Here is a 23,909-nt window from a genome sequence, read left to right on the forward strand (position 1 = left end):
ACTTCAATCCTCCGAAGTCCCGCCAAAGCCATACTGTTTGACAAGCTGGGAAAGCCGCGGCCGCTTCATGCCCAGGAGCACGGCGGCGCGTGTGATGTTCCCACGACTTTCGTCGAGCGCCCTAGCAACGCACTCGCGCTCGATCTCGCGCTTCATGTCGCTGAGGCTGACCCCTCCGCGGACATGAGCGTACGCGAGCTCCAGCGGCGTGCGATCCACAGGCATCGACGGGGGATGTGCCACAAGCGTCGCCTGATCGGGCACCGACGCGCGTGGCCCGCTGGACGGCTCTCTGGACGACTCTCTCGACGATTCTCTCGACGTTTCTCTCGACGACGTTTCTAAAGCAGGGTGCATGCCAGCCCTGGGCGTCATCGGAGCGCTCACCAGCTCCGCGGCGTCGAGCTCCCGCAGCCCTTCGACGTTCGTCGTGAAATCCTCGAGATCGATCACCTCGCTGTCCGCGAAGATCGCCGCGGCGCGCAGGGCGTTCTCGAGCTCGCGCACGTTCCCCGGCCAGGAGTGCCGCGACAGCGCCTCGACGGCACGGCTGGACAGGCGCTTCGGCGCCACGCCACGCTCGCCGCCGATCCTCTCCAGGATCGCGGCCGCGATCGCGGGCAGATCCCGCGGCCGGTGGCGCAGCGCGGGGACCTCCAGGACGACCTGCCGGAGCCGGTAATAGAGATCTTCCCGGAACTCGCCCCGGGCAACCATCGCACGCAGGTCGCGGTGGGTCGCGCAGAGGATCCGTACGTTCGCGCGCAGCGGCGTGACACCGCCGACCCGCTCGAAGGTCCTGTCCTGCAGCACGCGGAGCAGCGCGACCTGCGTGCGCGGCGAGATGTCCCCGATCTCGTCGAGGAAGAGCGTCCCCCCCTCGGCGAGCTCGAAGCGCCCGCGACGGCGCGACGCCGCGCCGGTGAACGACCCCTTCTCGTGGCCGAACAGCTCCGAGAGCAGCAGCGTCTCGACCAGGGCGGCACAGTTGACCTTGATCAGCGGGCCCGCGCGCCGCGCGCTCACCTCATGGATCGCCTCGGCGACGAGCTCCTTCCCGGTGCCGCTCTCGCCGTGGATCAACACGGTCGCGTCGCTCGCGCCGACCTTCTCGATCTGGTGGATGAGGCTGAGCAGCGCCGGCGTCGTCCCGACCATCCGCTTGATCGCGGGGCCCGCGCTCGCCGGCCGCGGGGCGCGAGCCGCCCCCCTCGCGCACCCGGCGCACGCGCTGGAGCCGCAGAGCTCGCAGCCCCTCGGCTCCGCCTCGGCGGCGCTGCGCGCGCACGCCTCCAGCCGGGCGAGCTCGGCGAAGCTCCGGCGCGCGAGGAACTTGCGCGAGATCTCGGGCGGGAGCGACTCGGCGATGCGATCGCGGAGGTCGATCGCCGCCTCCAGGTGCGAGCGCGCCGCCGTGGGCTCGTCCTCGGGGGCGCGCGACGCGCGGTCCCCGGCGGACGACGCGTGGTGAAGCAGCACGTGCGCCTCCAGGGCGCACTCGTGGCTGTGGGCCTGGCGCGACAGCGCGAGCGCCTCCGCGGCGATCTGCCCGAACGGCGCGCCGGCGGCGCGCGAGCACATCGCCTCGAGGAGGGCGATCTCGGCGCGGTGCCGGTCGGAGGTCGCCTCGGCGCGCGCCCGCTGGATCATCTGACCGGCCTGCAGGAGGTCGCCGTCGTGCAGCGCGATGCGCGCGGCGATCGCGTAGCACTCGCCGAGCTTCGAGCCGGCGCCGCAGGCGAAGGCGGCCGTGAGCTCGGACCAGGCGTCCACCGTGCGGCGGCACTCGAGGTGGATCTGCGCCGCGACGTAGGCGACGTGCGTGATCCGAACGCCGGGGATGACGTGGCCGCAGGCCTTCCGCGCGAACGCGAGCGCCTGCTCGGCCTCCTCGATCAGCCCGAGCTGCAGCCGGATCTCGGCGAGGTTCGTGATGAGGTTCACGAGCGCGACCTTGTCGCCGATCCTCCGGAAGATCTCGATCGCGCGCTCGAAGAGGCGCAAGGCCTCCGGGTACTCGTGCTTCAGGTGGGCGATGACCGCGAGGTTCGTGAGCGCATAGCCGGTCGCCGCGCGCTCGCCGCGCCGTTCGCCCTCCTCGAGCACGCCGGCCAGCATCGTGCGCGCCTCGTCGAGGCGGCCGCTGGAGAGCAGCGCGATGGCGCGGTTCAGCCGGGCGCGCAGCTCGCTCACGTGCTCGCCCGCGCACGCCGCCTCCCACGCGTCGGCCGCGAAGTGCAGCTCCGCCTCGGCCCAGGCCTGCTGCGCGAGGAGCAGCTTGCCGAGGATGTTGCGCGCATGGAGGCGCGTCGCGATCTCCCCCGCGCCGGCGAGCCCTTCCTCGGCGCGCGCCTTGGCCGCCGCGAGGTCGCCCGTCTTGCAGCAGAGCTCCGCCATCTCCACGGCGCCGCGCGCCCGCTCCTCGGGCGTGGCGGCGAGCGAGAGCGCCCGCGAGAGCACCATCGCGGCGGTCGTGAGGTCGCCGCGCGCGCTCGTCGCGCGGCCGCGCACGAGCAGCGCGGCGAACGTCTCCCGCTCGCGCTGGGCCGCGGAGGAGAAGTCGATGGCGAACTCGATGTCGCCGAGCCGCAGCGCGAGCTCCGCCGCGCGGAGCAGCCGCTCGCCCGACGCGGCGCCCCCGCCGGAGAGCGCCCGCATCGTCCTGGCCCAGCGCTGCCAGAAATCGGCGCGCGCCGACGGCTCGCCGACCGAGGAGATCGCGAGCATCGCCGCGGCCTCGGCGCGGTCGTCGTGGCCCAGCGAGGCGAGGAGCTCGCTCGCGCGCGAGAGGCTCCACGGGTCGGACGGCTGCTCCTCGAGCGCCTCCGCGATCGCGAACACGTCCTCGCGGTCGACGTCGGCCGGGTCGACGATCGCGCGCCGCGCGGCGACCCACCCTCGATCGTCGACCTCGATCAGACCGAGGGCGGCGAGCTCCTGGGCGACTCCCTGGCACGCCGCGTCCCCCGGCCCGGGCTCCGCGCGCCGCGCCGCGAGCTGGCGGAGCTGCGCGGACGGCCAGGGCCGCTGGCTCAGCGCGAGCCGATCGAGCAGGCGCGCGGCCTCGCGGCTCGGCGGCTGCCGCGCGGGGCGCTGCTCGGGCGGCGCGGCCAGCACGGCGGAGCACCAGCCCTCCAGCGCGTCGAGCCGCTCGATCTTGGCGACGACCCGGCGCTCCGCGTCCGCCGCGAACGCCTCCCAGACGCGGTGCAGATCGTCCGGCGACGCGATGCCGTCGATCGTGAGCGCGCTCGTCCAGGGCCGCATCGCGCCGTCGCTGCACACGATGACCAGCGCGGAGCACGACCCCTCCGCGATGAGGCGCGTGACCTCCTCCAGCACCAGGCTCCCCCAGCTGGTGGCCGCTCCCTCGGCGACCAGCAGGATCGCGCCTTGCGCGGCGGCGCTGATGCCCTGCGCGGCCGCGGCCGGATCGGCAGAGGTGACAGCGCAGCGAAGCGCGAGATCGCGCCAGGGATCCCGATCCGCGGCGTGCGCGGCCGAGATCAGCGAGCGTCCCACCCCTCGAGCGCGGCGCGCGAGGTGGGAACAAACGGCGTCCAGGACCGGCCGCTGTCCATGGACGTGGAGCACCCCACGCGACGCGGCATCACGGACGCGCTCATCGAGCGCCCGGAACCCCCCGGAGTCGCCCGTGATGACAGAAGGAACGCAGGCTGCGGCAACGGATCCCAAGACAACAAAAGCGTACCTCTCCGCCGGACCTCGCATCAATGGATCCCGCCGTTGGAGATAATGAGGCGCCTACCTCACGATAAGAAAATTACAGTCTTATTGCTGCGTTCCGTCCAGGACCCGCTGGATGGCGTCGAACGCATCCGCAGGTGCTTCGCCCAGGACGCGGGCCAGCGGGAGCTGCGTCGCCGCGGCGGCGACGTAGAGCGGTACGAGGTGCGGCGCGAGCCGACGGAGCGTTTCGAGGTGCCGCGCGACGCCGGCCGCGTCGCCGCGGCGCACGGGCCCCGTCAGCGCGTCGGGCACGCCGAGGACCTCGACGTTGTCCGCGACCGTGCGGAGCAGCGGGCCGAGCATCTCGGCCGCCGTCCTCCGGTCGATGCCCGCGCGCTCGAGCAAGTCGACGCCGGCGGCGGCGAGCGCGGCAGCGCCGTTGGCGACCAGGCCCGCCGCCGCGTGGTAGGCGACGCGGTCGAGACCGGAGAACGTGCGCGGCGTCATGCCGAGGCACACCCCGAGCGAGCGAGCGGCGCGCACGGCGGCCGGATCGCCGTCGACGTGGAGCTGGCCACGCTCGAGGAAGGGCGCGAAGGAGGGCGAGGCGAACGAGATCATCGGGTGCATCTGCGCGACCGAGACGCGGCCGCCTCGCACCGCCGCGAGCGCCTCCGGGCCGAGCGCGCCGGCGCAGTGCACCACCGCGACGTCCCTGTGGCCGACGAGCCCGCGATCGCGCAGCGCCTCGGCGCACGGCGCGATGTCCCGGTCGCGCACGGCGAGGATCACGAAGTTCGCCTCGATGCGCTCCGGCGGCAGGCCGTCCCGCGCCGGCCGGAGGGTCACCTGAAGCCCCGCGTCGCGGATGGCGCGCGCGAGCCCGCGGCCCACCTTTCCGCCGCCATACACGAACACCTCCAGGAGCGCGTCGTCCTCCGGGTGCACCGGCGACGGGCGCGTGCTGTCCATCTCGCTCATGGGTCTCTCCCGTAAAGGCGGTGCGCGAGCACGTAGTCGAGCACGGCGCGCGGCACGCGCTGGTGGACGGCCTCGAGATCGCCTTCCGCGAGCGCCCGGCGGATGTCGCTGCTCGAGATCCGAGGGAGCTCCACGTCCGCGGGGCGCAGGTGAGGACGTGCATCGGCCGGCCCCGCATCGAGGTGCCCCGCGGCGGGCGCGACGACGCCGGAGCGGCCGAGGACGATCGGCGGGGCGAGCTGCTCGATGCGGTCGAAGCGGTGCCACCTCGGCAGATCGGGGAGCACGTCGGCGCCCACGAGCAGGCGCATCGCCCAGCCCGGGTGCGCCGCGGCGAGGTGCTCCAGCGTGCGCAGCGTGAGGCTCTCGCCGCCGAGATCGCGCTCGACGGGCGACACCGACACGCCCGGGAGCCACCCGAGCGCCAGGTGGCACATCGCCAGACGATGCTCGAACGGCACGAGCTCCTTCGAGAAGGGGTGGCGGTAGACAGGGACGACGAGCACCTCGTCGATCGGCGCGATGGAGATCGCGTAGGTGGCCGCGAGGACATGCGCGACGTGGGGCGGATTGAAGCTGCCCCCGAAGATGGCGACGCGGCGCGCCTCGGGCGCGCGCGCGGCCGGGGCGCGGGCGGGCGCGTCAACCGTGCGAGCCACCTTGAACCCTCAGCCTGGGGCCGGCGGCGGACGGGCCCACGATCTCCCGCGCCGTCACCGCGCCGCTCGCGTTCATCACCTCGATCCGCACGCCGCCCTGGCCGTCGTCGAGGAGCGCCGCGCCGCCGTCGGAGCCGATCGGCCCCGGAGAGAAGAACGTCCGCGAGCCGACCTTCTTGATGAGCGGCTCCGGGCTCTTGCCGAAGACGAGGAGCGACGCCGCCACGATGTCCTCCTCGTCGAGCGCGGCCTTGTCGAACACGAAGAGCGCGACGCGCCCGTCCAGGATCTCGATGGTGCGCCGGCCCGACGGCAGGCTCATCAGCACCCGGAGGCGCAGCCGAGCGCGCTCGGACGCCACGAAGGCGTCGATCTGGTCCGGGGTCGCGGCGGTGCACCGGGCGGCCCGATCGAACAGCGCGCCCTCGGTGGGGTCCGCGCCGACCAGGCGCTGCGCCCAGCCCACGACGACCCGGTCGAGCGCGTCGTCCTCGGCGACGTAGATGACCCGCTCGGCGTGGCCTTCGTCGAGCAGGTGCTGCGCGCCGCGAGCGAGCGCGGGCAGATCACCCTGAGCAGGGCCGAGGACGCCGAGGCGCATCGGACACAGCATAGATCACCGCGCGAAGGTGAGGACACCTTCTCCACTCCGCCCGCTCTGCGCGCTTCCTGCGCCTCCGCTGCCTCCGCTGCCTCCGCTGCCTCCGATTGCCTCCCATGATTCCCGCGCCTCCCGCGCCCTCCTCTGCCGGCGCGGCGCGCGTCTGCTAGCGTCCGCCCATGTTTCGGCGAGCTCGCGCGCTCCAGCATCCGGTCACCATCACCCTCGACGGGGCGGACGTCCCGGCGGAGCGGGGCGAGCCCCTGGCCGTGGCGCTGATCGCCTCCGGGCGCGTGACGCTCGCGCGGAGCCCGAAGCTGCACCGCCCCAGGGCGCCGGCCTGCCTGCGCGGAGGCTGTGACGGCTGCCTCGCGCGGGTCGACGGCGTGCCCAACGTGATGACCTGCCTGCGACCTGCGGCCGGCGGAGAGCGCATCGAGGTGCAGAACGTCGTGGGCTCGCGGCGGGCCGACCTGCTCCAGGTGACCGACTGGTTCTTCCCCCAGGGGATCGACCACCACCACCTGATGGCCGGCGTCCCCGGCCTGTCCGGGGTCATGCAGTCGATCGCGCGCAAGCTGGCGGGGCTCGGGCGGCTGCCGAGCGCGGCGCTCCCCCCCGAGCGCGCCGCATGGCTCGACGTGGACGCGGCCGTGATCGGCGCCGGGCCCGCGGGCGTGGCGGCCGCGTCGGAGCTCTCGGCGCGCGGCCTCCGCGTGGCCCTGGTCGACGACGGGCTCGCCCCCGGCGGGTCGCTGGCCGGCGCGCCGCGCCGCGCGGCGGAGCTCCTCGCGCGATACCCGCTCGACGGCGTCCGCGTGCTCCGCCGTCACGTGGCCGCCGGCGTTTACCTCGGCGAGCTCCTGGTCGCCGGCGACGCGGGCGCGACCGTGATCAGGGCGCCCGCCAAGGTCTTCGCCACCGGCGGGCACGACGGCGTCGCGGCGTTCCCGAACAACGATCTGCCCGGGGTCTTCTCGGCGCGCGCGTTCTGCCGGCTCCTCGCGTGCGGCGTCGAGCCGACCGGCCCCGTCGCGCTCGCGGGCGAGGGCCCCTGGGCCGACGAGCTCGCGAGCGCCCTCGGCGACCGCATCGCGGTCCGGATCCCGCTCGCCGCGCTCGCCGCGGTGAACGGGATCTCGAAGGTGAAGAGCGTGACGGCGCGCGACGCGCCGTTCGCCCCCGACAGCCCGACGAGCGACGTCCGGGTCGTGGCCGTCGCGGTGGACGCGCCGGCCGCGCCCGCGTTCGAGGTCGCCGCGCAGGCGGGCGCGCGCGTCGAGATCGACCCGCGCGCGGGGTACGCGGTGCAGGTCGACGCGCGCGGCAAGGCCGGCGACGGCCTGTGGGCGATCGGCGAGTGCACCGGCGCCTCGCTCGATCTCGCCGGCGTCGGGCGGGCGGCGACGACCCTCGCCGACGACGTGCTCGCCGCGCGCGGCGCGCCCGCGTGAGCCTGCGGGCGCGCGCGTCGAGATCGACCCGCGCGCGGCGGCTCAGCCCTCGATGATCAGATCGAAGAGGCCGAGCCCGCCCGCGAGGAACACGACGTCGAACACGCCCATGAGCGCCACGTAGTCGGTGAGCTCGCCGATCGACGCGCCGCCGAAGAGCTCCCGCGTCCCCGCGACCGCGGCGAGCAGCGTGGGCGCGAGCAGCGGGAAGAGCACGCTCGCGAGCACGAGGTCGCGGGCGCGGGTGCGCACGGTCATGGCCCCGAAGAGGGTGCCGCTCGCGGCGATGCCCGGCGTCGCCGCGAGGCAGAAGAGCGCGAGCCCCGGGCCCGTCTTCACGAGATCCACCGCGAAGAGGAGCGCCGCGACCGGGATGATGATCACCTCGACCGCGATCACGAACGCGCAGAGCCCGAGCGCCTTGCCGGCGAAGAGCGCGCTCCTCGCGATGGGCAGCACGAGCAGGCCCGAGAGCGCGCCGTCCTCGCGCTCCCGCTGCCACGTGCGGCTCAGCGCGAGCACCGACGCGAACGCCACGCTCACCCAGATGACCCCGGGCGCGACCCGCTCGGCCGCGTCCTGGCCCGCGTAGAACGCGAGCGACGCGATCACGGCGACGAGCACCGCGAAGAACCCGCTCGTGGTGACGATCTCGCCCGTGGCGAGCTCGATCGCGAGGTCCTTCCGCGCGACGAGCGCCGCCTGGCGCACCCAGCCGGGCCGGCGCCGGGGGAGCGACGCGCGGACCGCGGGCGCCGTGCTCTCCGACATCACGTCGGGGAGGTGAGGCTCAGGTACGTCTGGTCCTTGAGCCCCCGCTCGTAGTCGGCGAGGAGGCGCATGCCCTCCGTCGGCTTGAGCAGGTCCTGCTTGATCGCGCCGTCCACCTGGGCCTTCACCTTCCCCACGAGATCGCGGTTGTCGTACTGGGTCAGCGCCAGCACCTCGTGGATCTTGTTCCCGGCGATCGTCTCCTCGATGTAGTACCCGCTCTCCTCGTCCTCATCGAGGAAGACGTGCACCTCGTTGACCCGGCCGAAGAGGTTGTGGATGTCGCCCATGATGTCCTGGTACGCGCCGGTCAGGAAGATGCCGACGTAGTACGGCTGGTCGCCCGAGATCGGGTGCAGCGGGAGCGTGTCCTTCACGTCGTTGAGATCGATGAACTTGCTCACCTTGCCGTCGGAGTCGCAGGTGATGTCGACGAGCGTGCTGTCGGCCGCGGGGCGCTCGTTCAGCCGGTGGATCGGCACGATCGGGAAGAGCGCGCCGAGCGCCCAGTGATCGAGCAGTGACTGGAACACCGAGAAGTTGCAGATGTACTGGTCGGCGAGCTGCTTGCGGAGCTCGCCCAGATCGTCCGGCACCTCCTCCGGCTCGAGCGACGACGCGATCTTCTGCATGGCCTCGGCGATCTCCCAGAAGAGGATCTCGACCCGGGCCTTCACGTCGAGGTTGAGGAGGCCGAGCTCGAACATCTTCTGCGCCTCCTCCTTGATCTGGAGGAGGTCGTGCCACGACTCGCCGAGGTTCGGCCCGGAGATGTTGTCCTTGATGTAAAGGAGGTTCTGGATGAGCTTGTGCTCCTCGGTCTGGATGTCGATCGGCGACATCGGCGTCTTCTCGATCGACCCGAACGCCTGGACGACCAGCACCGAGTGGTGCGCGACGATCGCTCGCCCGGACTCGGAGACGATGTTGGGGTGAGGCACCCGCTCCTCGTCGCAGATGTCGGCGATGTTGTGCACGATGTCGCGCGCGTACTCCTCGACCGAGTAGTTCATCGAGGAGTGGAAGGTCGAGCGCGAGCCGTCGTAGTCGATGGCGAGCCCGCCGCCGACGTCGATGTACTCGATGCGCTGCCCCATCTTGCGGAGCTTCGCGTAGTAGCGCGTCGCCTCGCGCACGGCGCGCTTGATGATCAGGATGTCCGGCACCTGCGAGCCGATATGGAAGTGGAGGAGCTTGAACGAGGAGCTCATGCCCGCCTCGTCCATGATCCTGATCGCCGCGAGGATCTCGGCGGTGGAGAGCCCGAACTTCGCGTTCTCTCCGCCCGACGTCTTCCACTTGCCCGCCCCCTCGGTGAGCAGCCGCACCCGGAGCCCGATCATCGGCTCGACGTTCATCTCCTTGGCGACGCGGGTGATCATCCGCACCTCGGAGAGCTTCTCCGCGATGAGGATCACCTTCTTGCCGAGCTTGCGCCCGATCAGCGCCGTCCGGATGAAGTTGTCGTCCTTGTAGCCGTTGCAGACGATCAGCGACTCCGGGTCGCTATGGACCGACAGGCCGGCGAAGACCTCGGGCTTGGAGCCGACCTCGACGCCGTAGTGGTAGGTCTTTCCCGCGTCGAGGATCTCCTCCACGACCTCCCGGAGCTGGTTCACCTTGATCGGGAACACGCCGCGGTAGGTCCCGCGGAACTTGCTCTCGGCGATCGCCCTGTTGAAGGCCTCGTTGAGCGCCCGCACCCGGTGATGGAGGAGATCCTGAAAGCGGATGAGCAGCGGCGTGCGGAGCCCTTGCTCGAGCGCCGCGTCGACGACGTCGCGGATCGCGATCTTGCTGCCGCGCTCCTGGAGCGGCGCGACCGTGAGGTTGCCGTTCGGGCTCACGTCGAAGTAGCCGCGACCCCAGCGGTCGATCATGTAGAGCGACTTGGCGTCTTCGGTCGTCCAGACGTCGGTATCGGTCTCGTGCGCGCTGCTCACGGTCGTTCTCCTTGGCGGGGGCCGCGGCCGGCGGCGCCCACACCTTCTCTGGGAGGGCCCCCACGAGGGGGCTTCTGGCTCATCAGGGGGGACGTCAGATCGTCGGTCCGACGCAGGACGGCGGGAGGCCGCGCGCTGGCGACGCGGCTCATTACGATAGGAACGCCTGACCTTCAAGGGCAGGCAGCCCGGTCACGACCGGCGGGAGGGGGGCTCCGAGCAGCGCGCGCTCAGGCCTGGGCCTTCGAGGCCGCCTTCGCCCGCTTCGAGGCGGACTGGTAGAGATCGTAGAGGCGCGGAACGGGGTACGCCTCGAGGCGCTTCCTGTACCCCTGGTCCTTCGACCGGTTCAGGACGGTCAACGTCTCGTCGATGAGCTTCGCCCGCGTCCCGAACTTCTCCTTCACGACGCTGAACGTCGCGTGGAGACGGAGGAGCTTGGCGTTCGAGACGTGATCCAGGCCCTTCGTACCGCCCCGATCGGAGCTGACGCGCCCGAGCCAGAGGTCCTCGGTCGCGAACCCTTTCACGGCCTCGACGAGCTTCGCCTTGTCGCCGAAGCGCTCCTTCACGATCGCAAGCGGATTTTTGCTGGCCATTGCTGAGACTCCCACGGGCAGGCGAGGCCTGCGCCGGACATGCGCGAGATGACTCGCGCGGCTTTAGAAGAAGGGCGCGATCTAGCAGGTCGGGGCGGGGCGCCGCAAGGCCGCGCTGCGGAGGGGCGGCGCCGCCGGCGGTCGAGATCCCGCGTCGCCCGAGCGTCGCCGCTGTGCTGGGCCGCGGATCGTGGTACACGCGCGCCGATGCTCAACCTGGGGAGCTGGCTCGTGGCGCACGTCGACCGGCTCCGGCCGCTGCAGCCGCCCCTCTCGGACGTCAGCTCCCGCCTCGCCGCGCCCTCGTCGGCCCTGGGGAGCACCGTGCTCAAGGCCCTGTTCCCGGTCGTCGCGTTCATCGCGCTCGCGCCCGTCCTCTGGCTCTTCTTCCGGCGCACCTGGCGGGAGCTCGACGTCGAGGCCCACGAGCACCAGCGGCGCACCCTCGCCGCCGGCGGCTACGACCGCCGCCCCGCGGTCCTGTTCACCATCACCGCGGTCGTGCTCATGCTGCAGCAGTACTACGGCGGCCGCGCCGTCTACGACGAGCACATCCGGCCGTGGCTGCGCGAGCTCGAGCTCGCCCAGACGCTCTCGCCGGCCGGGACGCTGCTGCCCATCTCGCTCCGCCGCTACGACGAGCTCTACGGCTACGTCTGGTGGTCGTTCACCCGCGTCTTCGGCTACGTCGCCATCCCGATGGTCGCGTGGAAGGCCTGCTTCCCGAAGGACAGCCTGCTCGACATGGGGCTGCGCGTCCGGGGGCTCGCGAAGCACGCGTGGATCTACCTGCTCTGCCTCGCCGTCGTCGTCCCGGCGGTGTTCGTCGTCGCGAGCGCGCCCGACTTCGGGACCTATTACCCGTTCTACAAGCAGTCCTCCCGCTCCTGGTTCGACCTCATCGCCTGGGAGGCGATGTATTTCGCCCAGTTCTTCGCGCTGGAGATCTTCTTCCGCGGCTTCTGGCTCGCCGGCCTGCGGCACACGCTGGGCTCCGGCGCGATCTTCGCGATGATCGTCCCCTACTGCATGATCCACTTCGGCAAGCCGTACCTGGAGGCGGCCGGCGCCGTGGTCGCCGGGATCGCGCTCGGCTCGCTCGCGATGCGCACGAAGAGCATCTACTCGGGCTTCCTGGTCCACGTCACGATCGCGCTGCTCATGGACCTCGTCGCGCTGTCGAACCGCGGCGCGCTGCCGCGGACGTTCTGGGGGACGTGACGTCTCCTGACGTCTTCTGACATGTTCGCCGGCCGGCCGGCGGCGCGCCCGATGACGCGCCCTCGCGCCTTGGCTCAGCCGAGCGTCCGGGTCAGCTTGCGCATGATCTCCGCCCGGCTGCGGTCACGGATCCCGCGCCGGTAGAGCGCCTCCAGCCCGCCCGCGGCCGCGCGCACCGCGTCGCGGTGCTCGCCGTCCCACGGGAGCACCGCGAGCCTCCGCCAGAGGATCTTCTCGAGGAGCCGGGGTTTGCGCTTGGCCAGCGCGCCGCTCGCGAGCTCGATGACCCGAGCCGAGGTCGGGTCGGCGCGCATCGCGCGCACGAAGAACCCCACGGCCGCTGTCGCGCGGCGGCCGCCGTGCATCGCCTGTACGCCAGCGTCGCACAGGGCCTCGGCCCGCTCGCGCGGGGTCGCGGCGCGCCGCGCGCGCTCCCGCGCGGCCTGCACCTCGGCGCTCAGCGCGTCCCGGCGCCGCCGGGCAGGGCGCATCTTGACGACGAGGAACAGGATGAAGAGGGCCGCAACCCCCGCGAGCACATGCCGCCAGCCGATTTCCATGGCGCCAGCCTTACTACAGCGCCCGGGACGTGCTCACCAGACCGAGCTTCCACGACGGGGGGCGGCGCGCCGGATCGCCTCACGACGGCGTCCTCGGAATGACGGCGCGTGCCCGAAGCGTTGCTCTCCAATCCAGCTTCAGCTTCCTCCGATTCCACCGGCACGATTTCCGCCGATACGGTGCGGTTTGCGCGAGCGGACGATCGCAACCTATGCTGAACCGAGAGATGCCTGCCCCGTCGACCTCCGGGCCTTCCCTTCGCGTGCCCCTGCGCGCCCTCGCCGCCGCGCTCGGGCTCGCCGTCCTCGCGCTGCACCCGGGCAGCGCGCTCGCCGACATCTTCACGTACACCGACGCGGATGGAACGGTGCACTTCGCGAACCGCCCCAGCGGCGACGCGCGGTTCAAGCTGTACATCAAGGGCGACGGGCGCCGCTCTTCGACGACGCGCGCGGGGGTGACGCCCGTCGCGCCGAGCGACAAATCGCTCGAGCGCTTCAGCCGCTACGACGCGTGGATCCGGCAGGCCGCCGCGCTCTACCAGATCCCCGAGGAGCTCGTCCGCGCGGTGATCAAGTGCGAGAGCGACTACGATCCACGGGCCGTCTCGCCCGTCGGCGCGCAGGGGCTGATGCAGCTGATGCCAGAGACCGCGCTCCGCATGCAGGTGCGCGACGCGTTCGACGCGCGAGAGAACATCTTCGGTGGAACGCGGTACCTGCGCATCCTGGCCAACCTCTTCAACGGGGATCTCGATCTCACCATCGCCGGCTACAACGCCGGTGAAGGGGCGGTCATGAGGCACGGCGGCATCCCGCCGTACGAAGAGACCCAGGCCTACGTGACGCGCGTCCGGACCTACTACGCGCGCTACCGCACCACCCGGGACACCACGGTCGCATCGATCGAGCCCTGACCGGCTCGCCCGCCGCGCGCACGCGCGCGCCAGCCAACCAGCCAGCCAACCAACTACCCGCCCGCCCGCCAGAGGCGCCGCTCGGCGACAAGCGGCGCACATCGCCCCCGGGCGGGGTACCGCGATGCTACGCTCCCAGGAACCGCTGCCGCAGCCTCTCCCGGGCAGGCCCCGAGACGCGCAGGCGCAGGCACGCGGCCATCCCTCGACGCTCTCTTTGCTCCGCGCGAGCAAGGGTCCACGACATGACGATCACCTCGAGCCTCATCGAACTCAGCAAGCGAAGCCACGACATCGCGCCCCTCAAGCCGCCGGTGGACCCGGCGTCCCTCCAGCACGCGAACCTGCTCGAGCTGCCCGATTTCCGGAGGATCCCGGCCTACGCCGACGTGACCGACGAGCAGTTCATGGACCACCGGTGGCAGGCGAAGAAGTCGATCACCCGCCCCGACAAGCTGCTCGACACGCTGCGCGGGATGGTGTCGGACGACTTCATCCGGGACGCGACCGAGGGCTTCGCGCACGCGCCGATGAGCGTCCGGGTCTCGCCGTACATGCTCTCTCTAATCGACTGGAACGATCCGTACGGCGATCCGCTCCGCACGCAGTTCATCCCGCTGGCCTCGCGCTTCCTGCCGGATCACCCGAAGCTCGGGCTCGACTCGCTGCACGAGCGCGCGGACGCGCCCGTCCCCGGGCTGACGCACCGGTACGCCGACAAGGCGCTCTTCCTGCCGCTCGACACGTGCCCCGTGTACTGCCGCTTCTGTACGCGCAGCTACGCGGTGGGCATCGACACGGAGGAGGTCGAGAAGACCCACTTCAAGGTCGACGAGGAGCGCTGGAAGCGAGCGTACGCGTACATCGCGTCGCGCCCCGAGCTGGAGGACATCGTCGTCTCCGGCGGCGACGCGTACAACCTGCGGCCGGAGCAGCTCGGCGCGATCGGCGAGACGCTCCTCAGGATGCCGAACATCCAGCGCATCCGCCTCGCCACGAAGGGCCCGGCCGTGATGCCGCAGAAGATCCTGACCGACGACGAGTGGATCGACGCTGTCACGCGCACGGTCGAGCTCGGCCGGAAGCTGCACAAGGAGGTCGTGATCCACACGCACTTCAACCACCCGAACGAGATCACGGGCGTCACCCGCGACGCGATGAACAAGCTCTTCGAGCGGGGGATCACGGTCAGGAACCAGTCCGTGCTGCAGCGCGGGGTGAACGACACGCCCGAGACGATGAAGCTGCTCGTGAAGCGCCTGGGGCACGTGCACGTGCACCCCTATTACGTCTACATCCACGACCTCGTCCGCGGCGTGGAGGACCTCCGGACCACGCTGGCGACCGGGCTCACGATCGAGAAGCACGTGCGCGGCTCGACCGCCGGGTTCAACACGCCGACGTTCGTCGTCGACGCGCCCGGCGGCGGAGGCAAGCGCGACGCGCACTCGTTCGAGCACTACGACCGCACGACCGGGATCTCGGTGTTCGAGGCGCCGAGCGTCAAGCCGGGGCAGCGGTACACGTACTTCGATCCGATCGATCTGCTCCCGGCCGAGGGGCGCGCCCGCTGGGCGGACCCGGCGGAGCACCAGAAGATGATCGACGAGGCGCTCCAGGCCTCGCGCTGAGGCGGGCCAGCTCCGTGGGTCAGGGATCCCACCCGGGATCGCTGGACTGCGGAGCTAGGCCTCGGCCGGCGGCTCCTCGTAGCGGGCGAGCGCGCCGGCGAGCTCGCGCTTCACGCGGTCCACGAGGTCGGGCGGCTCGACGACGCGCGCGGTCTCGCCGAAGCCGAGGACCCACGTCGCGAGCTCCGTCATGTCGCCGATGAGCATCGTGAGCCGCACGCCGCCGCCGGACAGCGGCGTGAGCTCCTGAGACGGATGCACCTTGCGCGTCCGCACGAACTCGGTGACGCGCTCGTCGAAGTCGATCACGACGCGCCGGGGCTCGCCCCCGCGCCAGATGCCGAACTGGCCCTGGAAGTAGTCGTCGATGGAGAAATCCGGGGGCAGCTCGAACCGCTCGGTGACCGCGCACTCCGTGTCGCGCATGCGATCGAGCAGGAACGTGCGCACCTCGCCGCGCCCCACGTGGAGGCCCACGCAGTAGATCGCGTCCTTGTAGAGGACGAGCGCGTACGGGTGGATGAGCACCCGCTCCTCGCGCCCGTCCCGCGAGCGGCGGTAGCGGCACCGCAAGGGGCGGAGGTCGGCGACGGACTGGAACAGGTCGTCGAGCTCCTCGGTGCGCGCGGCGTAGTCCTTCGGGGCGAACGGGAGATAGAGGAAGCGCTCCTCCAGCCGCGCGTCGGCGACGCCGGCGTTCGGGCCGCGCCCGGGCCTGCGCGCGACGCCGAGGAGGCGCTGCGCGGCGAGGTCGATCTCCTCGAACAGGGTCGAGCCGCGCATCGGCTCGAACAGCCGGCGGGCGGCGAGCAGGGCGTACGCCTGCGTCCGCCGCACCTCGACGCGCCGGGGCGCCTCGCTCGGAGACAGCCGCCAGAGGCGAGGGCCCCCGGGGCGCGTGGCGACCGACACGAGATCGAGCTCGCGCTTGACCTCGACAAGGTAGCGCCGGAGCGAGCGCGGCGTGACGTTGAGCTCGCGCGCGAGATCGTAGATCGTCAGGCCTGCAGGGTGCTTCTGCAGCAGGCTGCGCAGCGAGTCGAGCCGCCGGTGCTGGGTGAACGGGCCGCGCGGCCGGCCGCGCTGCGCACCGCCCCGCACGTCGTCATCGTCGTCGTCGTCCGGCGGAGGAGGCCTCTTCGAGGCGGCCGCAGGAGCCCCCGCGTCCGCCCGCGGAGGGCGCACGCTCGGCGCGGACGCGGCCGCTGGAGGGCGCACGCTCGGCGCGGACGCAGCCGCTGGAGGGCGCACGCTCGGGGCCGCTGGAGGGCGCACGCTCGGGGCCGCCGTGCTCGATCTGACGTCGAGGGCCGCGTCGCCGGTGAGGCGCGGCGCCGCGCCCGCGCGCGGCTTGGAGGGCGGCGTCGCGCCGCTCGAGAACGGGTCGGCGGTCTGGCCGCCGCGCGGGCGCGGAGCAGCCGCTGCTCCGCTCGATTTGCCGGCCCCCCGCGCGCGAGTGGACGCGGTGGCAGGCGCATGGGCACCCCCAGGGCCTGTGCGAACAGCGCGCGCCATCAGCTCAGCGCTGTATCGCATCACCCCCTCCCGTCCAAGATGTTTGTCCCGCGCCCTGCCGGCCGAGCAGCGATCGCCGAGCGGGCGCGCGGCGGCGACGCTGGCCGCGCGCGGCGCGCCCGGAAGCGGCGCTCAGCGCTCGCCACGACGCCGTGTGCCCGCGAAAATGCCGTTCGGTTACGGGAACTTCGCCGCGGCGAGCCGCGGGGACGCAGCGGCGAGCGGCGCGGACCGGCGCGGACCGGTGCGGATCCGCCGCGCCGCCGGCGGGCGGCTCACCAGGGACGATCGCGCATCGTCTTCTTGTACTGCTCCTTGTAGAGGTCGTGGCACTGCTTGCAGCTCGCCTTCGCGCCGTCGACGTCGCCGGCCTTCGCCTTGGCGATGCCCGCCTTCGTGATCGCCACCCAGCTGCCCATGCCGGGCGGCGGCTTGCTGGCCACGTATTGCAGCGCCGTCGCGATCTTCGCGGCGTCGCCGCTCGAGGTCGCGGAGGCCATCGTGCTCTTCATCCAGGCCTGCATTGGGCACATCTTCTGGCCCTTCGCGCCGCACTCGAACTTCTTCTCGCCCGCCGGCGCGGCGCCGGTCGACGCTGGCCCCGCGGCCGCGGCGGCCGTCGCCTTCGGCGCGGCCGTCTCCGCCGGCTCGGCGGTCGCCGCGGCTGTCTCCGCCGGCGCGGCCGACGCAGCGGCCGTCGGCTCGGCGGTCGCCGCCGCCGGCACGGCCGCGGTCGCCACCGGCGCGGCCGTCGTCGCCGCAGGGGCGGCGCTCTCGGTCGGCTTGCCCTCGGCCACCGCTCCGGGGGCCGTCGCGTCGCTCCCCTTGCTATCGCAGCCGAGCGTGGCGAAAGACAGGCTCGCGAGCAACAGCGCGAGCGGCGTGATCGTTCTCCTCATGCAGTCTCCTTGGGTGATGAACGGAAGCGCTCCTGACGAGCGCGAGGCCGAGGGATGCGTGCCGCGGTCCTCTGTGCGCCGCGCAGTGTAATCGGGTCGCCGTCCGTCCGCTGCGGTCGCGCGCCATCGTCCCGCGCGGCGCTTCACTCGCGCGTGCCGGGCGTCGAGGCAAACGTCGACCACTGGAAGTTGTCGAGGAGGGCCACGGAATCGTTCCAGGGATCGCCGGTGTCCCAAAGTACGAAGCGCAGCTCCATGATCTCACCCGGGTTGACATTGCCGTTCATGACCAGCCATCCGGTCCCGCCGCCCGCGAGCTCGCTCGCTCCGCACCAGCCGGGCTCACCTCCGAACTGGGCGGGCGGCCTCGCGGCATCGAACCCCGTCCCGCGGAGCTGGGTGATGCTCGTGCAGGTGGTCGTCGTACCGGGGGTGGCGCCGCCGCCGCACCCGGTCGGCCCGTTCACGCACTGGGCGAAGAGCCCGGTGCCGCCGAACGCGAGGTTCGTGCCCAGCGGGTAGACCGGCGCCCCGGCAGGCGGCGGGTCATAGAAGGCGAGGTTCCCGTCCGCCGGGTTCGCCGTCTCGCCTGGAAAGGGCTCGAACGTCGAGTCGAGGAGCGCCAGAAAGAAGTCGTTGAACCGGCTGCACACCCACTCGGGATACTCGGAAGAGAGAAAGAACGTCGAGACGCTGAACGCGCTCGCGTTCGTCGGCACGCGGACGCGCAGCTTCAACATCACGGGATCGTAGGCTGTCGCGCCGCCCTGCGGGTCAGGGCACCCGGGCGCGTTCGGGAGGTTGTCACCGTTCGCGCCGAGCCAGTCCGCGGGCACCCTGCTCGACGTCCCCATGTCCTGGCCGCCCTGGAACGGGGCGAAGCTCGGCCTCGTGTCGTTCGGCGCCGCCTCGGCCGCGGCGACGCCGGTCGAGAGCACCGCGAAGCGCGCGCCCCGGAGCGGCGTGATGCCCGAGCCGAAGCCCTGGCGGATCGAGCGCTGGGCCGCGGCCGGCGCGCCCGCGCCGTCGGCGCGGTGGAAGCTCGCGGAGAGGACACCCCAGGTGCGCTGCGAGCGTGACGGCGGGCTCGCCGTCGTGGTGACGCAGAGGTCGATCGCCTTCGCATAATCGAGCGCGGCCGGCGAGTCGCTCGTGAGCCCGGCGTCGCAAGGCGCGATGTTGTCTGCCGCGCCGTCGCAGTCGTCGTCGATCCCGTTTCCCGCCACCTCGAACGCGCCGCGGTTCACGAGGGCCGGGGTGCCGCACCCGTCCGCCGGGGAGTCGCAGCAATCGCCGTCGCAGATCGTCCACCCGTCGCCGTCCCGATCGGGTGGGTTGTCGACGGCGCCGTCGCAGTCGTTGTCGATGCCGTCGGCGCACACGTCGAGCGCCGGCAGCACCTGGTGGAGGCACGGCCCCCACGAGAGGCCGCTCGGCCTGCAGGTGGAGACCCCGGCGGCGCAGGGAGCGACCCCCTCGGTGCCCGGCGGTCCCTCGTAACACACCCTCGTGTCGCCCGGCGCGCACGAGCAGGGCCCGCGCGCTGCTTCGTCGTGCTCGCACCCGTCCGCCGGGTCGTGGTTGCAGTCGAGGAACCCGTCCTCGCAGGCGGTGAGCGCGCACGCGCCCGAGACGCAGGCGATCCCGGCGTGCGAGAGCTCCGGACAGGCGCGACCGCAGGCGCCGCAGCTCAGCGCGTCCGCCTGGAGGTCCCGACAGACACCATCGCAGCACGCCGCGCCGCTCTCACACGGGTGCGCCGCCGAGCAGCCCTGAACGCACTCGCCCTCTCCGGCGCACAGCGCGCCCAGGGGACAGTCGCCGTCGACGATGCAGGCAACACAGGCGTGCTTCGCGGGATCGCAGGTGAGCGGAGCTGCGCAGTCGGACTCGGCTTCACAGCCCACCACGCAGCGCTTCGCCTCGGGATCGCAAACCTGACCGGGCGGGCACGCCAGAGGGCCAGGCAGACAGGCCACGCAGTCGCCCGTCTCCCGGTCGCACAGCGGGGCGCTCGGGTCCGCGGCGCAGCCGGCCGGACAGCCGGAAGCGCCCTCGCCTCCGGCGCCTCGCGGGATGTCGGGGCCTGCCGCGCCGGCGCAGGACGGCGCCACGCCGGACGCCAGCGCGAGCCCGACCACGGCGGCGAGCCCTCCGCTCCAGGCCAGCGGGCGGCGACGGACTGCCCGGGTTCTTGTCGACATCGGCAAGCGGCTCCCCTCCTCGGCGCGACGCACCCGAGGGGCGGCCGACCGCAAGGATCGTAGACTACCCGGTCGGTGCCTGGAACGACGGCCGATCGGCGGGGAGGACGCGCCTCGCCTGAACGTCACGTCATCGTCATCGACGCGCCCCCCACGACCACGGCGCGCATTGCGACGCGCGCCACACGACCACGGCGCGCTCGGCTGTGCCGAGCGGAGGGTGCGACCGGGGCGTCGCTCAACGCGTGTGCTCGTAGAGCGTGAAGGCGCCATCGCGCTCGATCCGGCGAAACGAGGGGTGCGCCGCGGTGAACACCGGCTTATCCGGCCGCTCGTTCCGGAGGATCACGTAATCGTACGCGACGCCATGGACATCCGGCTTGAACCACTCACCACGGTTCGACGGCGGCGCGGGGAGGCGACGCTTCAGCGTGAAGGGGAAGCCCACGTTGTGCCAGCCGTCCGCGCTGAAGCCCCCGTGCATGATCTGCACCCACGAGGAGAAGTGGTTCGTGCCCTCGATGATCAGCGATTCATCGGTCCGTGGAGGCAGCGTCAAGAAGAGGACCTCGGCGCCCGGCGGGATCCGCTCCACCATCCGGGCGAACGGCGCGACCCGCTCGTCGAAGCGCGCGTATTTCTCCGAGAGGTGGAGCGGCAGCACGAGCGCGGCCGCCACGGCGGGGGCCATCAGGAGGCGCGAGCGGCCCTGGAGCGGCGCCGTGATGGCCAGGAAGCCGAAGAAGCAGATGAACGGCGAGAAGCGTCCGCTCACGAACCACCAGTCGAACGGGCGAGCCAGGTGAAGCGGCACGAGGAAATAGCAGGTCGCCATCGCGGCGCAGAGGGCGAGAGAGCGATGGCGGTGAAGCCGGTCGAGGAACGAGCCGGCAGGCGCGGCGGGCTCGCGCGCGGGAAGGCTGCGGCCAGGGAGGAAGCGCCGGGCGACGCCGGCGAGGCCCAGCAGCGACGCCACCGCGACGAGCACCCAGAAGACCCGGGTGTCGAGATCGCCCGACACCGAGTCGAGCGTGTACTCGGGGAACGATCGGAGCATCTCGTGCCATGGCACCCAGACGCCCTGGAACCGCGGGCCGCTCCGCAGATCGACCATGGGGCTCTTGAAGGCGACGAGCTGCCACAGGACGAGCGCGACGGCGGGCGCGAAGAGCGGCAGCGCGACGGCGATCCGCGACCACCGGCGCAGGTGGCAGAGCATCAGCACGGCGACGCAGACGTAATAGCCGAAGAGGATGAGCGGATGGCTGAGGCCGCAGCCGACGCTGAGCAGCGCGACGGCGGCCCCCCGCAAGGGGCTCGGCCGATCGAGGTAGACGTCGAGCGCGACCACGCCGGCGAGCAGCAGCGCGACGCCGACGAGGAACGGCAGGAAGCCGCACGCCCAGGAGAGGGTGAAGGCCAGCGGGAAGGTGAGGACCGAGAGCCAGGGGCTGCGCCGCGTCTGGCGCGCCCAGCCGAGCGCCGCCGCGGGGATGGCGAGCACATAACCGGAGAGCACGACGCGATTCGCGTTCTCGAGGCCGACGCCATAGGCGATCACGTGCGTCAGGATGTGATAGGCGCCGTAGGGGGCGGGACGGAGGCTGAGCTCGTAGAAGTCCCTGAAGCGCGTCCACGGCTCATCGAAGCTGTGCCAGATATGGACGGCCGCGAGGTGGTTCGGCAGATCGAGCAGCGGCAGGAACCGCACCCGCCATATCGGTACGATGGCTGCGACGGCGAGGAGCACGAACGTCGCGACGAACGCCCTGTCGCAGGGCCAGCGATTCCCGCTCCCGACCGCGGGAGGCGCCTCCGCGCCGGGAGGTCGGGGCGGCGGGGCGGCGGGCGCGCCGGCCCGGGGCGTGGGATCGCTGTCGGACGGGCTCGAACCGGGCATTTCCATGAGAAGTGTGGCGCTCCCCTTCCCTCCGCTGCTGCGCGAGGAGCGGCTCGCGCGCCGCGACGACTGAACGCCGGTCCCCGGGAGCGCGCTTGCGTGGGACGCGCCCGCGTGGCCGGGCCGAACCCAGTCGGCGGTGACGTTTGCGTGCGCATGCCGGGGCACGTGCACGCAAACGCCGCTTGATCTCGGGGGAGGATCGGCCGGCCGCTCCGGCTGGGGCTTACCGGCCCTCGATCGTCTGCGACTTGATATGGAACTCGACGCGCCGGTTGCGCTGCCGGCCTTCCGGCGTGTCGTTGGACACGAGCGGCCGGCGGGAGCCATAGCCGATGGAGGTGAGCCGCTCCGACTGAACGCCCTTGTTGATCAGGTAGACCCTGACCGCGATGGCGCGGTTGTGCGCGAGCCGGTCGTTGTAGTCGATGGTGCCCTGGTTGTCGGTGTGCCCCTCGATGCTGAGCAGCTTGATCTCGGGGTTCGCCTTGAGCAGGCGCACGACCTCGTCGAGGATCGGATAGCTCTGCGGGAGGATCCTGGAGCTGTCGAACTCGAACTCGACCTGCTTCATGATCTCGATCTCGGCGGAGCCCGTGATCCTGCGGATGTAGAAGGGGCAGCCGTTCTTCTCCGGGTCTTCGACGACGACCTGCCCCGGCTCCTTCGGGCACTTGTCCTCGGCGTCGGGGATGCCGTCCTGGTCCGCGTCCTCCTCGGGGCAGCCGTCGCGATCGTCGATGCCGTCCATGTCCTCGGGGTCGTCCGGGCACTTGTCGACGACGTCGGGGATGCCGTCGCCGTCGCGGTCGGGCATGTCCGGGCATCCGTCGCTCGGCTTGGGCTGCTTGCCGTCCTCGGGGTCCTCCGGGCAGAGGTCGATGACGTCGGGGTAGCCGTCGCCGTCGGTGTCCTTCTCCGCCGTGATCACGTAGTTGAAGCCGGGCGAACGGGCGTCGGAGTCGGCGATGCCGAACGAGCCGCCGACGAGGGCGACCCCCCGGAAATCGGGCGCGTAGCCGCCGCTCATGCGGGTGCCGACGCCGGCGCCCACGTAGACCGCCTTGTCCTTGGTGAGGAACATCTTGCTGTTGAGCTGCCACTCGATGGGCGAGGCATCGAGCTCGCCCGCGGTCTCCTTGAGGAGGCCGAACGAGCCGAAGATCTCCGCCCCGAGGCGGAGCTTGCCGTCGAGGAGCGGGACGTAGCCGCCGACGCCGTACGTGAGCTCGCTGCCGACGACGAGCTCGTGGAGCTGCACGCGCGGCCGGATGGCGACACCGGTGTTCAGGGTGACGACGAAATCCTTGAAGTCGTACTCGGCGCCGAGGCCGAACGAGCTGCTCACGCCCCGGTCGCCGGCGAAGGCGTACGTGTTGCCGATGGGCGCGAAGACCGCGCCGGTGACGCCGAGCCGGAAGCGGCGCTCGTCGAGCTCGAGCGCGACGAAGCGCGCGTCGATCCGGAGGTCCATGGGGGCGGCAGTTTTCAGGTCGACGCTCTGGTTGAGGCCGAGCTCGCGGTGGTAGGTCTGGTTGCCGTCCTGGAACAGGACGATGGGGAACGAGACCTGGAGGGCGCCGCGGCCGAGGATCTCTACACCCGCGTTCAGGTAAGTGATGAGCTGGGAGGTGACGGGCCCGTCGCCCTCGACCCGCTCCTCGATGGCGAGGTTGTCAACGTAGTTGTCGTCGCGGAGCGGGTGGACCGACACCCCCAGCCCGAGCTGCCCGAAGAAGCGCGTCCGTTCCCCCATGTGCGGGCGCCAGACGCCGATCCCGTCGTCGGGGGCACCGGCCATCCTGAGGCGATCGAGGTAGAAGGTCCGATCCTGCGCGCGGGCGGCGGAGGGCGCCAGCGCGGCGAGGGCCGGTGCGGCCAGGGCCGCTGCGGTCAGCGCGCAGCGAAGGCGCGACGGGCGTCGCGGCGCACGGCCCGGCAGGTTTCGTCGATCCATCACGGTGAGCTGTCCTCCAAGCAACGCTCGAAAAACGAGGTTGACGCGGGCGTTCCGCCGCATGCGGGCCGGCGTCCGGGCGGGAGACTACTCGGGCCGGGGGAGGATGTCTCCTGGGTCGAACCAGGAGGTGCGAGGACCGCGGCGGAAGCGGGCGGCTGTGTCCGGGGCGCGCGGGGTTGAGGCGCTGGGCTGGCACGCGGTGCTACCGCGTTTTCAGCGCGGTGTGTAGCGTGGGCTGCGTGGCCAAGGTGAAAAAGCGGCGAACGGGCCACGGCGCGGGCGCGTGGATGGCTCCGCTGGCGATTGCGGCCCGGGATGACGAGCTGCGGCCGGGTGCTCGGGCTTGACGCCTTCAAGGACGCTCCGCGGGCGAGCGCCGGGGGAGGCGGAGGCCGGTGGCGACA

The 23,909-nt window shown here is 72.1% G+C and carries 17 protein-coding genes; 4 read left to right on the plus strand and 13 right to left on the minus strand.

All coding sequences use genetic code 11. From position 1 onward, the window contains the following. Positions 1–3: 3 nt before the first annotated feature. The 4 genes from ACSRUE_RS35855 to ACSRUE_RS35870 form a co-directional block, all read right to left on the minus strand. Positions 4–3,522: a sigma 54-interacting transcriptional regulator gene (locus tag ACSRUE_RS35855; protein WP_441287507.1), complete on the minus strand. Its 3,519-nt coding sequence runs from the start codon at positions 3,520–3,522 to the stop codon at positions 4–6. Between the two features lie 270 nt (positions 3,523–3,792). Continuing rightward, positions 3,793–4,671 (minus strand): DUF2520 domain-containing protein, encoded by an 879-nt coding sequence (locus tag ACSRUE_RS35860; RefSeq protein ID WP_441287508.1) that lies wholly within the window; start codon positions 4,669–4,671, stop codon positions 3,793–3,795. Next, positions 4,668–5,330, minus strand: coding sequence for a nicotinate (nicotinamide) nucleotide adenylyltransferase (gene nadD / locus ACSRUE_RS35865; RefSeq protein WP_441287509.1), 663 nt, complete (start codon positions 5,328–5,330; stop codon positions 4,668–4,670). The genes ACSRUE_RS35860 and nadD overlap by 4 nt, the downstream gene beginning before the upstream one ends. Beyond that, positions 5,314–5,931 (minus strand): hypothetical protein, encoded by a 618-nt coding sequence (locus tag ACSRUE_RS35870; RefSeq protein ID WP_441287510.1) that lies wholly within the window; start codon positions 5,929–5,931, stop codon positions 5,314–5,316. The genes nadD and ACSRUE_RS35870 overlap by 17 nt, the downstream gene beginning before the upstream one ends. Before the next feature lie 179 nt (positions 5,932–6,110). Between ACSRUE_RS35870 and ACSRUE_RS35875 the strand changes: the two genes are divergently transcribed. Next, the gene (locus ACSRUE_RS35875) at positions 6,111–7,385 is read left to right on the plus strand and encodes a (2Fe-2S)-binding protein (protein ID WP_441287511.1); all 1,275 of its coding nucleotides are present in this window, start codon (positions 6,111–6,113) and stop codon (positions 7,383–7,385) included. 42 nt (positions 7,386–7,427) lie between these two features. On the opposite strand, the gene ACSRUE_RS35880 is transcribed toward ACSRUE_RS35875, so the two are convergent. The 3 genes from ACSRUE_RS35880 to ACSRUE_RS35890 all read right to left on the minus strand — a co-directional run bounded on the left by ACSRUE_RS35880 (position 7,428) and on the right by ACSRUE_RS35890 (position 10,698). After that, on the minus strand, positions 7,428–8,156 hold the full coding sequence (locus ACSRUE_RS35880; protein WP_437768696.1) for a heme exporter protein CcmB: 729 nt from the start codon (positions 8,154–8,156) through the stop codon (positions 7,428–7,430). Then, positions 8,156–10,099 (minus strand): biosynthetic arginine decarboxylase, encoded by a 1,944-nt coding sequence (gene speA / locus ACSRUE_RS35885; protein WP_441287512.1) that lies wholly within the window; start codon positions 10,097–10,099, stop codon positions 8,156–8,158. The genes ACSRUE_RS35880 and speA overlap by 1 nt, the downstream gene beginning before the upstream one ends. Positions 10,100–10,329: 230 nt before the next feature. After that, positions 10,330–10,698 carry a hypothetical protein gene (locus ACSRUE_RS35890; RefSeq protein ID WP_012235084.1) on the minus strand — a complete coding sequence of 123 codons (369 nt, stop codon included), beginning with the start codon at positions 10,696–10,698 and terminating at the stop codon, positions 10,330–10,332. 207 nt (positions 10,699–10,905) lie between these two features. Here ACSRUE_RS35890 and ACSRUE_RS35895 point away from each other — a divergent pair, with 207 nt between their 5' ends. Further along, positions 10,906–11,919, plus strand: a complete 1,014-nt coding sequence (locus ACSRUE_RS35895) for a CPBP family glutamic-type intramembrane protease (protein ID WP_437768698.1) — start codon at positions 10,906–10,908, stop codon at positions 11,917–11,919. A 74-nt stretch (positions 11,920–11,993) separates the two neighbouring features. Here ACSRUE_RS35895 and ACSRUE_RS35900 read toward each other — a convergent pair whose 3' ends face one another. Then, the gene (locus ACSRUE_RS35900) at positions 11,994–12,479 is read right to left on the minus strand and encodes a hypothetical protein (protein WP_437768699.1); all 486 of its coding nucleotides are present in this window, start codon (positions 12,477–12,479) and stop codon (positions 11,994–11,996) included. Positions 12,480–12,691: 212 nt separating this feature from the next. Between ACSRUE_RS35900 and ACSRUE_RS35905 the strand changes: the two genes are divergently transcribed. Further along, on the plus strand, positions 12,692–13,396 hold the full coding sequence (locus tag ACSRUE_RS35905; RefSeq protein ID WP_441287513.1) for a transglycosylase SLT domain-containing protein: 705 nt from the start codon (positions 12,692–12,694) through the stop codon (positions 13,394–13,396). 245 nt (positions 13,397–13,641) lie between these two features. Then, positions 13,642–15,027 (plus strand): KamA family radical SAM protein, encoded by a 1,386-nt coding sequence (locus ACSRUE_RS35910; protein ID WP_441287514.1) that lies wholly within the window; start codon positions 13,642–13,644, stop codon positions 15,025–15,027. 54 nt (positions 15,028–15,081) lie between these two features. Here the strand turns inward: ACSRUE_RS35910 and ACSRUE_RS35915 are convergent, their stop codons facing one another. The 5 genes from ACSRUE_RS35915 to ACSRUE_RS35935 all read right to left on the minus strand — a co-directional run bounded on the left by ACSRUE_RS35915 (position 15,082) and on the right by ACSRUE_RS35935 (position 23,502). Then, positions 15,082–16,212 carry a helix-turn-helix transcriptional regulator gene (locus tag ACSRUE_RS35915; protein ID WP_441287515.1) on the minus strand — a complete coding sequence of 377 codons (1,131 nt, stop codon included), beginning with the start codon at positions 16,210–16,212 and terminating at the stop codon, positions 15,082–15,084. A gap of 605 nt (positions 16,213–16,817) precedes the next feature. Continuing rightward, positions 16,818–17,441 carry a hypothetical protein gene (locus ACSRUE_RS35920; protein ID WP_441287516.1) on the minus strand — a complete coding sequence of 208 codons (624 nt, stop codon included), beginning with the start codon at positions 17,439–17,441 and terminating at the stop codon, positions 16,818–16,820. A 143-nt stretch (positions 17,442–17,584) separates the two neighbouring features. Beyond that, on the minus strand, positions 17,585–19,645 hold the full coding sequence (locus ACSRUE_RS35925; RefSeq protein ID WP_441287517.1) for a MopE-related protein: 2,061 nt from the start codon (positions 19,643–19,645) through the stop codon (positions 17,585–17,587). A gap of 238 nt (positions 19,646–19,883) precedes the next feature. Continuing rightward, the gene (locus ACSRUE_RS35930; RefSeq protein ID WP_441287518.1) at positions 19,884–21,551 is read right to left on the minus strand and encodes a hypothetical protein; all 1,668 of its coding nucleotides are present in this window, start codon (positions 21,549–21,551) and stop codon (positions 19,884–19,886) included. A gap of 220 nt (positions 21,552–21,771) precedes the next feature. Continuing rightward, positions 21,772–23,502, minus strand: a complete 1,731-nt coding sequence (locus ACSRUE_RS35935) for an OmpA family protein (RefSeq protein ID WP_441293164.1) — start codon at positions 23,500–23,502, stop codon at positions 21,772–21,774. Positions 23,503–23,909 lie beyond the last annotated feature (407 nt).

This window comes from Sorangium sp. KYC3313 (genome assembly GCF_052075895.1).
Classification (GTDB): domain Bacteria; phylum Myxococcota_A; class Polyangia; order Polyangiales; family Polyangiaceae; genus Sorangium; species Sorangium cellulosum_B.

Bases quoted from the DNA above. Each gene is read 5' to 3' on its own strand.
- ACSRUE_RS35880 (WP_437768696.1), bottom strand. From the start codon at position 8,156: ATGTCGGAGAGCACGGCGCCCGCGGTCCGCGCGTCGCTCCCCCGGCGC.
- ACSRUE_RS35900 (WP_437768699.1), bottom strand. From the start codon at position 12,479: ATGGAAATCGGCTGGCGGCATGTGCTCGCGGGGGTTGCGGCCCTCTTC.
- ACSRUE_RS35925 (WP_441287517.1), bottom strand. From the start codon at position 19,645: ATGTCGACAAGAACCCGGGCAGTCCGTCGCCGCCCGCTGGCCTGGAGC.
- ACSRUE_RS35860 (WP_441287508.1), bottom strand. From the start codon at position 4,671: ATGAGCGAGATGGACAGCACGCGCCCGTCGCCGGTGCACCCGGAGGAC.
- ACSRUE_RS35920 (WP_441287516.1), bottom strand. From the start codon at position 17,441: ATGAGGAGAACGATCACGCCGCTCGCGCTGTTGCTCGCGAGCCTGTCT.
- ACSRUE_RS35910 (WP_441287514.1), top strand. From the start codon at position 13,642: ATGACGATCACCTCGAGCCTCATCGAACTCAGCAAGCGAAGCCACGAC.
- ACSRUE_RS35905 (WP_441287513.1), top strand. From the start codon at position 12,692: ATGCTGAACCGAGAGATGCCTGCCCCGTCGACCTCCGGGCCTTCCCTT.
- ACSRUE_RS35870 (WP_441287510.1), bottom strand. From the start codon at position 5,931: ATGCGCCTCGGCGTCCTCGGCCCTGCTCAGGGTGATCTGCCCGCGCTC.
- ACSRUE_RS35875 (WP_441287511.1), top strand. From the start codon at position 6,111: ATGTTTCGGCGAGCTCGCGCGCTCCAGCATCCGGTCACCATCACCCTC.
- ACSRUE_RS35930 (WP_441287518.1), bottom strand. From the start codon at position 21,551: ATGGAAATGCCCGGTTCGAGCCCGTCCGACAGCGATCCCACGCCCCGG.
- ACSRUE_RS35890 (WP_012235084.1), bottom strand. From the start codon at position 10,698: ATGGCCAGCAAAAATCCGCTTGCGATCGTGAAGGAGCGCTTCGGCGAC.
- ACSRUE_RS35895 (WP_437768698.1), top strand. From the start codon at position 10,906: ATGCTCAACCTGGGGAGCTGGCTCGTGGCGCACGTCGACCGGCTCCGG.
- ACSRUE_RS35935 (WP_441293164.1), bottom strand. From the start codon at position 23,502: ATGGATCGACGAAACCTGCCGGGCCGTGCGCCGCGACGCCCGTCGCGC.